At 65.6% G+C, this 12,811-nt stretch carries 12 protein-coding genes; 2 read left to right on the plus strand and 10 right to left on the minus strand.

Features of this window, described 5'->3' with window-relative positions; all coding sequences use genetic code 11:
* Nucleotides 1-221: 221 nt before the first annotated feature.
* The 3 genes from AB6730_RS14495 to AB6730_RS14505 all read right to left on the minus strand — a co-directional run bounded on the left by AB6730_RS14495 (nucleotide 222) and on the right by AB6730_RS14505 (nucleotide 1,831).
* Nucleotides 222-926, minus strand: coding sequence for a helix-turn-helix transcriptional regulator (locus AB6730_RS14495; protein WP_371024318.1), 705 nt, complete (start codon nucleotides 924-926; stop codon nucleotides 222-224).
* Nucleotides 927-995: 69 nt separating this feature from the next.
* The gene (locus tag AB6730_RS14500; RefSeq protein WP_371024319.1) at nucleotides 996-1,634 is read right to left on the minus strand and encodes a glutathione S-transferase family protein; all 639 of its coding nucleotides are present in this window, start codon (nucleotides 1,632-1,634) and stop codon (nucleotides 996-998) included.
* Nucleotides 1,631-1,831 carry a hypothetical protein gene (locus AB6730_RS14505; RefSeq protein ID WP_371024320.1) on the minus strand — a complete coding sequence of 67 codons (201 nt, stop codon included), beginning with the start codon at nucleotides 1,829-1,831 and terminating at the stop codon, nucleotides 1,631-1,633. The genes AB6730_RS14500 and AB6730_RS14505 overlap by 4 nt, the downstream gene beginning before the upstream one ends.
* Nucleotides 1,832-1,963: 132 nt before the next feature.
* Between AB6730_RS14505 and AB6730_RS14510 the strand changes: the two genes are divergently transcribed.
* On the plus strand, nucleotides 1,964-2,989 hold the full coding sequence (locus tag AB6730_RS14510; RefSeq protein ID WP_371024321.1) for a class 1 fructose-bisphosphatase: 1,026 nt from the start codon (nucleotides 1,964-1,966) through the stop codon (nucleotides 2,987-2,989).
* A 104-nt stretch (nucleotides 2,990-3,093) separates the two neighbouring features.
* Nucleotides 3,094-4,023 carry a patatin-like phospholipase family protein gene (locus AB6730_RS14515; protein WP_371024322.1) on the plus strand — a complete coding sequence of 310 codons (930 nt, stop codon included), beginning with the start codon at nucleotides 3,094-3,096 and terminating at the stop codon, nucleotides 4,021-4,023.
* On the opposite strand, the gene AB6730_RS14520 is transcribed toward AB6730_RS14515, so the two are convergent.
* From AB6730_RS14520 to AB6730_RS14550, 7 genes are all read right to left on the minus strand, one after another.
* Nucleotides 4,024-4,608 (minus strand): TetR/AcrR family transcriptional regulator, encoded by a 585-nt coding sequence (locus AB6730_RS14520; RefSeq protein WP_371024323.1) that lies wholly within the window; start codon nucleotides 4,606-4,608, stop codon nucleotides 4,024-4,026.
* A 94-nt stretch (nucleotides 4,609-4,702) separates the two neighbouring features.
* Entirely contained in the window at nucleotides 4,703-6,007 is a 1,305-nt protein-coding gene (locus AB6730_RS14525; RefSeq protein WP_371024324.1) for a cytochrome c, read from the minus strand.
* Nucleotides 6,004-8,274 (minus strand): molybdopterin cofactor-binding domain-containing protein, encoded by a 2,271-nt coding sequence (locus tag AB6730_RS14530; protein ID WP_371024325.1) that lies wholly within the window; start codon nucleotides 8,272-8,274, stop codon nucleotides 6,004-6,006. Before AB6730_RS14530 ends, AB6730_RS14525 begins: the two co-directional genes overlap by 4 nt.
* Nucleotides 8,271-8,765: a (2Fe-2S)-binding protein gene (locus AB6730_RS14535; RefSeq protein ID WP_371024326.1), complete on the minus strand. Its 495-nt coding sequence runs from the start codon at nucleotides 8,763-8,765 to the stop codon at nucleotides 8,271-8,273. Before AB6730_RS14535 ends, AB6730_RS14530 begins: the two co-directional genes overlap by 4 nt.
* 272 nt (nucleotides 8,766-9,037) lie before the next feature.
* Entirely contained in the window at nucleotides 9,038-10,030 is a 993-nt protein-coding gene (locus tag AB6730_RS14540; RefSeq protein WP_371024327.1) for a glycoside hydrolase family 43 protein, read from the minus strand.
* Between the two features lie 152 nt (nucleotides 10,031-10,182).
* The gene (locus AB6730_RS14545) at nucleotides 10,183-10,428 is read right to left on the minus strand and encodes a phosphopantetheine-binding protein (protein ID WP_371024328.1); all 246 of its coding nucleotides are present in this window, start codon (nucleotides 10,426-10,428) and stop codon (nucleotides 10,183-10,185) included.
* A gap of 178 nt (nucleotides 10,429-10,606) precedes the next feature.
* Nucleotides 10,607-12,709: a TonB-dependent siderophore receptor gene (locus AB6730_RS14550; RefSeq protein WP_371024329.1), complete on the minus strand. Its 2,103-nt coding sequence runs from the start codon at nucleotides 12,707-12,709 to the stop codon at nucleotides 10,607-10,609.
* Nucleotides 12,710-12,811: the final 102 nt, after the last annotated feature.

A 12,811-nucleotide genomic window follows, 5' to 3' on the forward strand; every position in this document is an offset into this window, starting at 1 on the left:
CCGGCCGTTTTCGCTGAGGCAGGAGCCGAATCGAAAACCCCGCCCGGCGCGACGGGCGCGACGGGGCGCCAGCCATAAGACACGGCCGCGCAGCGGCTTCCCTTCCCGAGCGACGGTGCAACCGGAGCGACGAGGGTGGCGGCCGACGGCTCTGCTCGCACATCCCAGCGCGAGGGCGAAGCCGAGCCGAAGCGGGGCCCGGGACATTCCTCGACGAATCGTTACTCGAGTCCCGCGTAATGGCCGCGCATGGTGTCGAGGTAGGCCTCGAGGTTGCGGCCGGGAAGATCGGCGAAGGTCTCGCCCGCGTCGCGGCAGTCGGCGATGCGGTCGGGGCGGAAATTGCGGAACGCCTGGCGGTGGCGGCACCAGGTACCGAGGGTCCACGCGCCACCCCAGAAGGACAGGCACAGCGGTTCCACTTCACGCGTGGTGCCGCGTCCTTCGGCATCGCGATAGTCGAGGCAGAGCACGCGGCGCGCCAGCACGGCCGCGTGCAGGCGGTCCAGCATCACCGCGACGTGGTTCTGAAAAGGGTCGCGCCAGATGGGCGCGAAGATCTTCGACTGCGCGGATTTTTCGCGCAGGTCGGGCGGCAACACCGCCTCGATCTTGATCAGGGCGGCCTGCGCCTCCCGCGCCAACCGCTCGCCGGCGAAGGCCCGGACGAAGCGGGTCCCGGCGACCAGTGCCTCGAGTTCGTCGGCGGAGAACATCAGCGGCGGAATGTCCGAGCCCTTGCGCAGGATGTACCCCACGCCGGCCTCGCCTTCGATGGGTACACCCGAGAGCTGGAGGTCGGCGACGTCGCGGTAGACCGTACGCAGCGAGACCTCGAGGGTGCTGGCCAGCTGCCGCGCGGGCAGTGCGGTGCGCCGCCCGCGCAGGGCGTTGATGATGAGGAACAGGCGGTCGGCACGGCGCATGCCCGAATCATCGCCTCCCGCGCGCGGCGCGGGAAGCGGCGATGGTCACGGCCGCGCATATCCGCCGGCTCAGGCGGCGGCCAGGGTCTGGGCGCGAGCGAGCGCCGCGTCCTGCACCACGGCACGGACGATGGCCGGTCGCACCATCAGCCTCGCCACGTACTGCTCGAAGACGTCCCGGCGCGGCACGATGCCGAACTTCATCGTCCAGTCCAGCGCGCTGGCCCAGAGGATGTCCGCCGCGGTGAAGCGCTCGCCGAACAACCAGGGGCCCGGCGTGAGTTGCGCTTCGATGGTGTCCATCACCGTGTCGAAGTCGCCATAGGGACAGGTCGAGACGGGCGCCGGCTCGTGCTTCATGAAACGGTCCATCACGGCCGGTTCGAAACACGAACCGTAGAACGCCAGCCAGCGGAGGTACGGTCCACGCAGGGGATCGCGCAGCCCCGGTGCCAGGTCCGCTTCCGGATAGAGATCGGCGAGATAGGTGAAGATCGCCGGGCGCTCGGTGACCAGGCCATCGAGGTGTTCGATAGCGGGAACCTTGCCCATGGGATTGACCTTCAGGTACTCCGGGCGGCGCTGCTCACCCTGGGAGAGGTTCATCACGTGCATGTCGTACTGCGCACCCAATTCCTCCAGCAACATCAGCGTGCTGCCCGAGCGGCTGTTCGGCGCGTGGTGGAACTTGATCCTGTTGGCGTTCATGCGGTGATTCCCTTGTCTGTCAGCGATGAAATGGATGGGCGATGCGGAGGACGAGCGAGCGGGTGGGCGCCGTGGCGGCTCCCGCTGGCGGCGCCGGTGTCGTCGTCGGGGGCGAAGCGGTACTGGCCATCCATCAGCATGCCGCGGCGCCCGAGTGGCGCGTAAAGGTCGGCGAGCCGTTCGAGGAACCGATTCATGCGACTACCCCTTCCCGTTGGTGTGAAGGAGAGTCTGCGCGGGGGCTGCTGACAACGTACTGTCAGCAGTCCCTCTGGCGCCATTCACCCGCCACCCGGACAATGCGGGTTTTCGCGCCAGGGCTCCTTCCGATGACGAAACCCATTTCCCTGATCCAGTTCCTGATCGAAGAGAAGCGCGCGGGGCATATCAACGCCCAGCTCAGCTTGCTCATCGAGGTGGTGGCCCGCGCCTGCAAGCGCATCTCCGTCGCCACCGGCAAGGGGGCGCTGGGCGGGGTGCTGGGCAACGCCGGCTCGGACAACGTCCAGGGCGAGGCGCAGAAGAAGCTCGATGTGATCTCCAACGAGATCCTGCTCGAGGCCAACGCCTGGGGCGGTCACCTGGCCGCTTGCGCCTCGGAGGAAATGGAAGACCCGCAGCCGATCCCCGACGCCTACCCCAAGGGCAACCACCTGCTCCTGTTCGACCCGCTCGATGGCTCTTCCAACATCGACGTCAACGTCTCGGTGGGCACCATCTTCTCCGTCCTGCGCTGCCCGGATGGCGTCACCGAGCCGAAGGTGGAGGATTTCCTCCAGCCCGGCACCGAGCAGGTGGCGGCGGGCTATGTCGTCTACGGCCCGAGCACCCTCCTGGTGCTGACCTTCGGCCACGGGGTGCACGAGTTCACCCTCGACCGCGAGCACGGCAGCTTCGTGCTCACCCGCCGCGGCATCACCATTCCCGCGGAGACGGGCGAGTTCGCCGTGAACATGTCGAACCAGCGCCATTGGGAAGCGCCCATGCAGCGCTACATCGGCGAGTTGCTGGCCGGTGCCAACGGCCCTCGGGGGCGCGACTTCAACATGCGCTGGGTCGCCTCGATGGTGGCCGACGTGCATCGCATCATCACCCGTGGCGGCGTCTTCATCTATCCGCTCGATGCCAAGATCACGGCCAAGGGTGGCACCGGCAAGCTGCGCCTGATGTACGAGGCCAACCCGATGGCCTTCATCGTGGAGCAGGCCGGGGGTGCCGCCACCACCGGTCGCGAACGCATCATGGATATCCAGCCCAGCGCCCTGCACCAGCGTGTTCCGGTCTTCCTCGGTTCGCGTAACGAGATCGAGGTGGCGACCCGCTATCACCTCGAGGCCGACCAGACCCGCGGTTGACGTTCCGGCCGGGCGGCCACGCCGCCCGGCTTCCGCCATGAGCCGGTCATGCCGCCGCCGCGCGCATGCCCGATGATCCGCCTGCCATCCTCCCGGTCCCTTCCATGCCCTTCCGCCGCGCCCGTCATTGGCTTCCGCTGGTTTTCGCCACCCTGCTCGCCGGTTGTTTCGGCGGCAGCAAGCCGGACACCCGCCCCGACACCGCCCTGCCCGTGCTGGCGGCGAAGCCGCGCATCGGGCTCGCCCTGGGTGGCGGCGCGGCCAAGGGCTTCGCGCATATCGGCGTCATCAAGATGCTGGAAGCCAGCGGCATCCATCCCGACGCCGTCTCCGGCACCAGCGCGGGCAGCGTGGTCGGCGTGCTCTACGCGAGCGGCATGGATGGTTTCCAGCTGCAGGAACAGGCTTTCGCGCTCGACGAGGGCAAGATCCGCGATGTGCGTTTCTTTTCGGGCGGCCTCGTCCAGGGCCAGAAGCTGCAGGACTACGTGAACGAACTGCTCAGGCAGAAACCGATCGAGAAACTGCGCATACCGTTCGCCGCCGTGGCCACGGAACTGGAGAACGGCTCGCGCGCCGTCTTCATCCGAGGCAACGCGGGCCAGGCCGTGCGCGCGTCGAGCAGCATTCCCGGCGTGTTCGAACCCGTGGATATCAACGGCAAGCACTTCGTCGACGGGGGCGTGGTCAGCCCGGTGCCCGTGGACGCGGCGCGCCAGCTTGGCGCCGACATCGTCATCGCCGTGGATATCTCGGCTCGCCCCGACGGCAGCAATCCCGACAGCATGGTCGGCATCGTCGGCCAGTCGATCACGATCATGGGACGCAAGCTGGCCGAGCAGGAACTCGCCCGGGCCGACATCGTGATCCGGCCGAAGGTGGGCCAGATCGGCCCGACCGACTTCGACCAGAAGAACGTCGCGATCCTCGAAGGCGAACGTGCCGCGCTGGCGGCCATCCCCGCGATCAGGGCGAAGATCGCCGAGAAGACGGCCGCGATGGGCAAGCCACCCGTCGCGGCGGCGACGCACTGATCAGCCGGCGTCCACCAGCGCCAGGGCGGATTGACGGCCCAGCGAGAGGATCTCGTCGGAGAGGGCCGGATCGGCCACCGCCCGCGACAGCGACAGCGAGCCGACCAGGGAGGCGAACACCGCCATGGCCAGGGTGCGGCGACGCTTGCCACGGATGCTGTCGGGAAGGGTCGAGACGATGAGTTCGACCATCTCGGTATAGCCGTCGGTGAAGGCCGCGCGCGTTTCGACGGGACGCCGCGCCATCTCCGCCGACAACGCGGCGGCGACGCAACCGGCTTCGGGTGCGTCGCGATGTTCCGCCGACAAATAGCTGTTGACCAGCGCGCGGTAGCTTTCGCCACGCGATGCCGCCACGCGTTCGCCCAGCCGTTCGACGGCGCTGGCCGCCGCCATCGCCACGCTTTCGCGGACGAGGTCTTCCTTCGAGCCGAAGTGGTTGTAGAAGCCGCCCTGGGTCAGGCCGACCTCACCCATCAGGCTGACCACCCCGACGGCGTCGATGCCGTCGGCGCGGAAACGCTGCGACGCCGCCTCGACGATCTTCTGGCGCGTCTGTTCCTTATGGCCTTTTTCGTAACGCATGCTGCTCGCTCCCCAGGGATTCTCCCTGCCCGGAGCTATTGTAGCCAATCCTTGCGCGTTGAAATGTCGAGCGTCATGGGGCCTTCCCGGCGGATCACAGCTGCCTGCGATCCGCCACGTCCTTCGCCGTCACCGTGCCTTCCTTGCCACCGAAGTGGCGGATCACGTAATTGGCCAGGGCCGCCACCTCGGGATCGCTATAGGCGTGGCCGAAGGCGGGCATGTAGATGTCGGTCTGGCCGATGCGCATCTTCACCCCTTGCAGGATCGCCTGGGTGACATTCGCGCCACGCGGATCGTTGACGCCGCGCGTACCGGCCAGGCCGGCGTTCGGTGTCTGCTGTCCCGCGCCGTTCCACTGGTGGCAGCTCGCGCAGGCACCCTCGAACAGGCGCTGTCCGTCCACCTCGGCGGTCGGATCGTCGCCGCCCGGTGCCACCGCGCTGGAGGCGACCATGGCCTTCGGCGCCGGATCGACCACGATGGGGTCCTTGCCTTCGCGTGGCGGCACGGTGCGCAGCCATGCGACGAGGGCCGCGGTGTCTTCCGGTTTGAGGAACTGCAGGCTATGCGCCACGGCCTCGCCCATCGGGCCGTTTGCCGAGGCATGGCCGGCGGCGTAGCCCGTGCTCAGGTACTGGACCAGGGCTTCGTCGCTCCACTTGCCGACGCCGTGCTCCGGGTCCGAGGTGATGTTGTACGCACGCCAGCCCTGCAGTTCCTGACCCGCCAGTTCGTCGCGATGGTTCAGCCCATAGCCGAGATTGCGTGGCGTATGGCATTCGGCGCAATGGCCCAGCGCACCGGCCAGATAGGCGCCTGAATTCCATTCGGGCGAACGCGAGGCATCCGGTTCGAAGCGCTGGCTGCGGAAGAACGCCGCGTTCCAGAAACCCATCGCCCAACGCTGGTTGAACGGGAAGCCGAGATCGTTCGGCGTCTCCGGCTGGCGCACCTTGGGCAAGGTGAAGAGGTAGGCCTTGATCGCCAGCACGTCGGCTCGGCTCAACTGCGTATACGAGGTGTACGGGAAGGCTGGATAAAGGTGCTTGCCATCCTTGCGCACGCCTTCGCGCACCGCGCGCACGAATTCGTCGTCGCTCCACCGGCCGATACCGGTTTCCTCGTCGGCGGTGATGTTGGACGAGTAGATCGTGCCGAACGGCAACTTGAAGGCGACGCCGCCGGCAAACGGCTTTCCCGTTTCGGGAACGGTATGGCAGGCGATGCAGTCGGCGGCGCGGGCAAGGTATTCGCCTCGCGCCACGGGATCGGCGTTGGCGGGCGCACCGGCGATCGCCGGTGCCGTGCCATCGGCTTTATCCGTGCGGTTGAGCACGAAGTAGGCACCGGCGCCGATCACGATCAACAGAAGGACGATGATGAGGAAACGTTTCATGCCACGTCCTCCTTGCCCGTGAGGATGCCAGCTACTTTCTTCAACGCGTCCGGCGACTCGGCCAGTTGGGTGCGCGACACAGGCAGCTCGCGCAGGCGAATGCCGGTCGCGGCGAAGATCGCATTGGCCAGGGCCGGCGCGGCGATCGCCGTGCCCACTTCACCGATACCGCCCGGCGCTTCGTCGTTTTCCACCGAATACACGTCGATCTGCGGCACCTCGTTCATACGGAGGTTACGGTAATCGTGGAAGTTGCTCTGCTCGATGGCCCCGTTCTTCAGGGTGATGCCGCTGTAGAGCGCCGCGCTCAGTCCGAAGAGCAGGCCACCCTGCATCTGTGCCTGCACCGAACTCGGGTTGATGGTGATGCCGTTGTCCACCGCCACCACCGCGCGGCGCAAGCGCACCTGGCCTTGCGCGGTCACTTCCGCTTCCACGATCGCGCAGACGTGGCTGCCGAAGGGCGAGCCCACGGCGATCCCGCGTCCGACGCGTGCGGGCAAGGGCTGGCCACCCCAGCCGATCTTCTCGGCGGCGAGGTTCAGGACGCCAAGGGCGCGCGACCCAGGCTTCATCAGCGACCGGCGGTATTCGAGCGGGTCCTTTCCGGCCGTGTGCGCAAGTTCGTCGATGAAGCTCTCGACGATGAACAGGTTGTGCGTGGGGCCGACGCCGCGCCACCAGCCCACGACCAGGCCGGGAGGCATGACGTGATAAGCCCACTCGACCAGGGCGTTGTCCATCTCGTAGGGAAGGTCGGCGGCGGACTCGATCGCGTCGCTGTCCATGCCGTCCTTGCCCATCGCGGCGGGCAACCAGCGGCCCAGCACCGTGCCGCTGGTGATGCGGTGTTGCCACGACGTGGGCTTGCCATCGTCGCCGAGCGTGGCGGAAATGCGGTCGTAGTACAGCGGACGCACGCGGTCGTGGCGGATATCTTCCTCGCGGCTCCAGATCACCTTCAGTGGGTAGGACACCTGTTTCGCGAAGGCGACCGCCTGTTCGACCTGGTCGGTTTCCAGGCGGCGACCGAAGCCGCCGCCGAGATACTGGTTATGCAGCACCACGGCCTGCTCGGGAATACCGCAGATGCGAGCCGCTTGCCTTACCACGCGCGTGGGCACCTGGGTGCCGGTCCACACTTCACAGTGGCCCGGCGTGACGTGCACGGTGGCGTTCAACGGTTCCATCGTCGCGTGGGCGAGCATGGGCGAGACGAAGGCAGCCTCCACGCGCTTGCCGCCCGTGGGCGCTTCGCCTTTCGGCTTGCGGCCGACCAGCGCCTTGCCGTTGCGCGAGGTCTCCTGCAGCGCGGCGATGAGGGTCTGGGTGTCCAGCTTCGCGTTGACGCCGGGCTTCCACTCGATGTCCAGCGCCTGCAAGCCCTGCTGGGCGGCCCAGTAGTGCTCGCCGACCACGGCCACCGCGTCGCCGAGCTTGATGACCTCGATCACGCCGGGGATGGCGCGGGCCTTGCTGTCGTCCACGGCGCCCAGCGTGCCGGCGAGTTCGGGGCTGGTCTTCACCGCCGCGAACTTCATGCCTGGCACCTTCACGTCGATGCCGAACTGCGTGCCACCGTTGACCTTGTCCGGCGAATCGACACGGCGCAAGGGCTTCCCGATCAGCGTGAAATCCTTGCGTTCCTTCAGCTTGACGCTGGCGGGCTGGGGCAACCGTCCGGCCGCATCGGCCACGGCGCCGAAACCCAGCGTGCGTCCGGAAGGAACGTGGGTGATGACACCGCGGGCCACCGAACAACCTTCCGGATCGACATGCCACTGCGCGGCCGCCGCCGCGATGAGCATCTCGCGCGCCACCGCGCCAGCCTCGCGCAGGGCCTGCCACTGCCCACGCGTACTGGTGGAGCCGCCGGTGGCCTGTTCGCCGCCGAGCAACGCCTGGCCATAGAGCGCGTCGTTCGGTGGCGAGTGCTCCACCTTGATCTGGTCGAGGCCTACGCCGAGCTCCTCGGCCAGCATCATCGCGATACCGGTATAGATCGACTGGCCCATTTCCGCCGAAGGCATGACCAGGCGCACGCCACCGTCGGCGTCGATGCGGATGAAGGCATTGGGGGCGAATGGCGGGTTGCCATCGGCTGCCGCGACGGCTTCGTCGCCAGGCTGCCGGCGCGGATTCATCTGCGCCACGGCGGGCCCCATGCCCGCGCTCCACAGGAAAGCGACGGCGAGACCGCCGCCAGCGAGGCGGAGCGCCTGGCGGCGTCTCTCGTCGATCGAGCCGCTGCGATCGTGCGCGCTCATGCGGCACCTCCCTCGACGATCACCTGCAAGCCGTTGGGCTGGCCTGTCGCGGCCTGCTTGATCGCCTCGCGGATGCGCACATAGGTGCCACACCGGCAGATGTTGCCGGACATGGCGGCATCGATATCGCGATCGGTCGGGTTGGGCGTGCGGGCCAGCAAGGCCGCCGCCGCCATGATCTGGCCCGACTGGCAGTAACCGCACTGGACGACATCGATGGCCAGCCATGCCTGCTGCACCTTGGTGCCTTCGGGCGTGGCGCCGATGCCTTCGATGGTCGTGATCGCCCGGTCGCCCACGGCCGATATCGGCAGCTGGCACGAGCGCACGGGCTGGCCGTCCAGGTGCACCGTGCAGGCGCCGCACTGCGCGATGCCGCAGCCGAACTTCGTGCCGGTCAGGCCGACCACGTCGCGCAAGACCCATAACAGGGGCATATCCGGCGGCACGTCCGCCTGACGATCCTCACCATTGACGCGCAACGTGACCATGACGGCTCCTTGGGGCTAGGCGGACCAAACGGTTCCGCTGGCGGGATGCATGACAACGTGCAGCTTACGACGAAACCCCATGCGGGCGTTTTGCTGGAATCGGCGCATTTGAAAAAAACGCTCGCGCCTGGTGGAACCCGGTTGCTCTTGTGGGAGCCGACCTTGTCGGCGATGGGTGCTTGCCTCGACCTGACCCGCTGCCGCGGGATCGCCGACAAAGTCGGCTCCCACCAGGTTGCCTCGATCCTGCCCCCTGCCCCCTGCCCGCGCCGCTATCGGCGCAAGGGATTCGCCTCGACGCCCTCGTTGGTGATCTTCACCGGGAGGATGTGGCCTTCCTTGTCGAAGTACATGCGGTCGATCGAGGTCTCGCGATCGTTCGCCTTCGTGTGTCCAAGAGGACGGCGGTGGTAGACGATGTACCAGCTGTCGTCCTTCGCGACGTGGAAGAGCGAATGGTGGCCGGCACCGGTGGCGATCTTCGGGTCTTGCTGCAGGATCTTGCCAAGTCGCTTGAATGGTCCCATCGGTGAATCGCCGATGGCATAGGCGACGGAATAGTCCGGGCCGCCCCAACCGCCTTCCGACCACATGAAGTAATACTTGCCGTCACGCTTGAACATCATCGGCCCTTCCACGTACTCCGGCGCGGGCGTGATCTCCTTGAACAGTGTGCCGTCGGCCATCGGTTCCACGGTGGTGAAGTCGGCTTTCAGCTTCACGATGTTGGCATGCTTCCAGCCCCCGTAGATCATGTACCAGGTGCCGTCGTCATCGCGGAACACGAACTGGTCGATCGGCTGCGCACCATTGTGGAACGCACCGATGAGCGGCTTGCCGAGCAAGTCGCGGTACGGACCGTCGGGCTTGTCCGCTACCGCGACACCGATGCCGCCGAGCTCGTGGTCGTTCTGGATATCGTTGGCGGCAAAGAAAAAGTAGTACTTGGCCCCCTTCTCGACCACCGATGGTGCCCACAGCGCCTTCTTCGCCCAGGGAATATCCTTGATGTCGAGCACATCGGCGTGCTTGGTCCAGTGCACGAGATCGGGCGAGGAAAACGCATCGAACCCTGTCTGGGCGGCGTATGCCTTCGATGTCGTTGGATAGATCCAGTAGGTGTCGCCGAAGATGGCGGCCTCCGGATCGGCGTACCAGCCAGGGAACACGGGATTGCCCGCATGTCCCGGCGGTGGTGCGGCGACCGCGGCGGTCGACATCGATACAGCCAGCAGCATGCTCTGCCAAACCTTCCGAACTTCCATCCCGATCATCCCGTCGTTCGTGTGGAATCTCCGATCGTAACGGGTTTGGGTAATGGGATGCGACCGACGCGGCGGGTACCTGCCTCGGTGGAAACCGACTCCACGAGCCCCTCACCGAAGCCTCGAGCTTGGTGATCAACAAATGCAGCCTTTTACGTACCGGAAATGAAGGTTTTTACGTACCGAACGATATCCTCTACCGTCTTTAGCGTTTCGGCCTGGTCCTCTCTGATCTGGATGCTGAAATCATCTTCCAGGGCACATATCAACTCGAGGCGATTGAGTTCGCCCAAGCCGAGGTCGTCTATCAACTTCATATCCGGTTTGATATCCGCCGCTAACTTGTCAGCTGCGTCCGCGACAAGTGCCGTTACCTTATCCAGCGTGGTATCCGTCATGGAATGTTCCTCCTTGGTTGAAAACCTGTCGCGACATGCGCGGTCCCCTGCTCCATCAGGTTCGTCCCACGAACGTTAACTCATGGTCTGAATCTTATTAACCATTACATCGTTCGCGATGCGATTCCGGCATCGCCGAATATACCCACTTGAGCGACATCGACTTTGTCTGTCACGGTCAAAATTTGTAACGTGCGGTGCCGACGATGCTGCGGCGTGGGCCATAGAAGCAATCGCCGCGGGCAAGGCACGTGGCGTTGTATGCCTGGTCGGTGAGGTTGCCGGCGTTGAGCGAGAAGCGCCACGGTCCCTGCGTATAGGCCACCATGGCATCGAACAGCGTCTTCTCGGGAACCTTCAGCGTCCCGGTCTCGTCGTAGTTCGTTCCGATGTAGCGTGCGCCGACACCGAAGCTGAAGCCGTCGCTATCCGCGTCGTTCACGTGATACACGCCCCATACCGAGCCCTGGTGCTTCGGCAGGCCGGCGACGATCGAGCCATCGTCCGGACGCGCCTTGGTCCGGGTGTAGGTGCCGATCAGGTCCACATGCCGGCCGATGCGTGTGGAGGCCTCGAGTTCCACGCCGCGGGTCTTCGCCTTGCCGGCCTGGACCTGGTTGAGCGGGTTGGCCGGGTCCGGTGCGAGACGGTTTTCCTCGCGCAGATCGTAATACGTCGCCGTGACCAGGGTGGACGAGCCGACCGGCTGGTATTTCACGCCCGCCTCGTACTGCTTGCCGCGCAACGGTTCGTAAGGGCGATTGTAGAAGTCGAGACTGTCCAGCGGCTGGAACGATTCCGTGTAACTCACGTACGGCACCAGTCCGTTGTCGAAGCGGTACATGACGCCGAAGCGCGATGTCGTGGCGTTGTCGACGGAGCGACTGTCGCCGGTGGTCAGGGTCGCGCGATCGTGGCGCAGGCCGACCGTGGCGATCCAGTGTTCGCCCCAGTTGATCTGGTCCTGCACGTATACGCCCGTCTGGCGTGTGTGGCTCGAGGCGACGGGGAAGATATCCGGAGCGACGAAGCCGTTGCCGTAGACGGGCGCGTAGAGATCGAACGGGACGCCATCGAAGCCGTTGCCCTGCCTGCTGTCGGTATGCGAATAGCCGACGTCCAGTCCGATGAGGACCCGGTGGTGCATCGAGGCGAGGTCGAAGTCGGCTTCCGCATGTGTATCCGTGACGAAGCGCTTGTGCCGATCGATGCTGACGTAGCTGTAACGCGCGACCGTGCGCTGCGACTCGTCGAGGAAGGGATACGACGGATTCGAATACACGTCCGGGTAGAGGCTACGGTAGTCGACGTTGTCGTGCGAGTAGCGCATGTTCTGCACGAACTTCCAGGTGTCGTTGAAGCGGTGTTCGAACAAGGAGGTGAGCGACCGTTGCTGGGTATCGTAACGATCGAAACCGGGTTCGCTGACGAAACGCCGCGTATCGATCCGGCCATTCGGATTGGGCAACAAGGTGCCCGCATGCGGCAGGAAGTTCAGCGACGTACCGTTGTGATCGAACTGGAAGTTGGCCAGCAGCGTCCAGCGCGTATCCGCGTCGGGCATCCATGTGATCGAGGGCGCGATCGCTTTGCGGTCGTCCGGCACGTGGTCGATCTGGGAGTCCGAGTCGCGATAGACGCCGATCAGGCGATAGGCCCAATGGCCCGCGGTATCGAGGGGGCCGGTGAAATCGAATGCCACCTGCTTGCGCGCGTTATTGCCCAGCTGCGCTTCCACCTCGTGCGACGCCGTGAACTGCGGCAACTTGGACGAGAGCGCGATCAGGCCACCCGTGGTTCCCTGCCCGTACAGTACCGACGACGGACCACGGACGATCTCGAGGCGGTCGAGGAAATAGGGTTCCGTACGGGCATAGGCATAGCCGAAGTTCTGCTTCAGGCCATCCAGGTATTGGGTGAACGAGGTACCGCGCAGGAAAGCGTCGTCACCACGGCTGTCCACCCCGTAGGCATCCGCGCGGACACCGGCCGAATAGCGCAAGGCATCCTGCACCGTGAGCACGCCCTGGTCGATCATCTGCGTGTTCGAGATCACCGAAATCGCCTGGGGCGTCTCGATGAGGGGTGTGTCGGTCTTTGTGGCGGCGGAGCCATCGGTGCGGGCATAGCCCTCGTCCAGTCTCTGCCCGTGGACGTCGACTGGGGCGAGTTGCACGGCCTTGTCTCCCGACGAGGGCGGTACCGCCTCCTGGGCTTGCGCGGCAAACGATATCAGCGCCCCGGCAAGCAGCGTGGGCAAGAATTTTTTGCGTAGGATCATGGACTTTCCCTGGTCGGGCGCACGGCGGCATCGCCGCCGGCACCCGGTCATTATTGCGAATGAATCTCATTACAATAATGACTTAAAAGCCCTCGATTGCGC

The sequence above is a fragment of the Luteibacter sp. RCC_6_2 genome, from assembly GCF_041360655.1.
Lineage (GTDB): Bacteria > Pseudomonadota > Gammaproteobacteria > Xanthomonadales > Rhodanobacteraceae > Luteibacter.

Coding starts and splice junctions, on each gene's coding strand:
- AB6730_RS14495 (WP_371024318.1), bottom strand. CDS start 926: ATGCGCCGTGCCGACCGCCTGTTCCTCATCATCAACGCCCTGCGCGGG.
- AB6730_RS14500 (WP_371024319.1), bottom strand. CDS start 1,634: ATGAACGCCAACAGGATCAAGTTCCACCACGCGCCGAACAGCCGCTCG.
- AB6730_RS14505 (WP_371024320.1), bottom strand. CDS start 1,831: ATGAATCGGTTCCTCGAACGGCTCGCCGACCTTTACGCGCCACTCGGG.
- AB6730_RS14510 (WP_371024321.1), top strand. CDS start 1,964: ATGACGAAACCCATTTCCCTGATCCAGTTCCTGATCGAAGAGAAGCGC.
- AB6730_RS14515 (WP_371024322.1), top strand. CDS start 3,094: ATGCCCTTCCGCCGCGCCCGTCATTGGCTTCCGCTGGTTTTCGCCACC.
- AB6730_RS14520 (WP_371024323.1), bottom strand. CDS start 4,608: ATGCGTTACGAAAAAGGCCATAAGGAACAGACGCGCCAGAAGATCGTC.
- AB6730_RS14525 (WP_371024324.1), bottom strand. CDS start 6,007: ATGAAACGTTTCCTCATCATCGTCCTTCTGTTGATCGTGATCGGCGCC.
- AB6730_RS14530 (WP_371024325.1), bottom strand. CDS start 8,274: ATGAGCGCGCACGATCGCAGCGGCTCGATCGACGAGAGACGCCGCCAG.
- AB6730_RS14535 (WP_371024326.1), bottom strand. CDS start 8,765: ATGGTCACGTTGCGCGTCAATGGTGAGGATCGTCAGGCGGACGTGCCG.
- AB6730_RS14540 (WP_371024327.1), bottom strand. CDS start 10,030: ATGGAAGTTCGGAAGGTTTGGCAGAGCATGCTGCTGGCTGTATCGATG.
- AB6730_RS14545 (WP_371024328.1), bottom strand. CDS start 10,428: ATGACGGATACCACGCTGGATAAGGTAACGGCACTTGTCGCGGACGCA.
- AB6730_RS14550 (WP_371024329.1), bottom strand. CDS start 12,709: ATGATCCTACGCAAAAAATTCTTGCCCACGCTGCTTGCCGGGGCGCTG.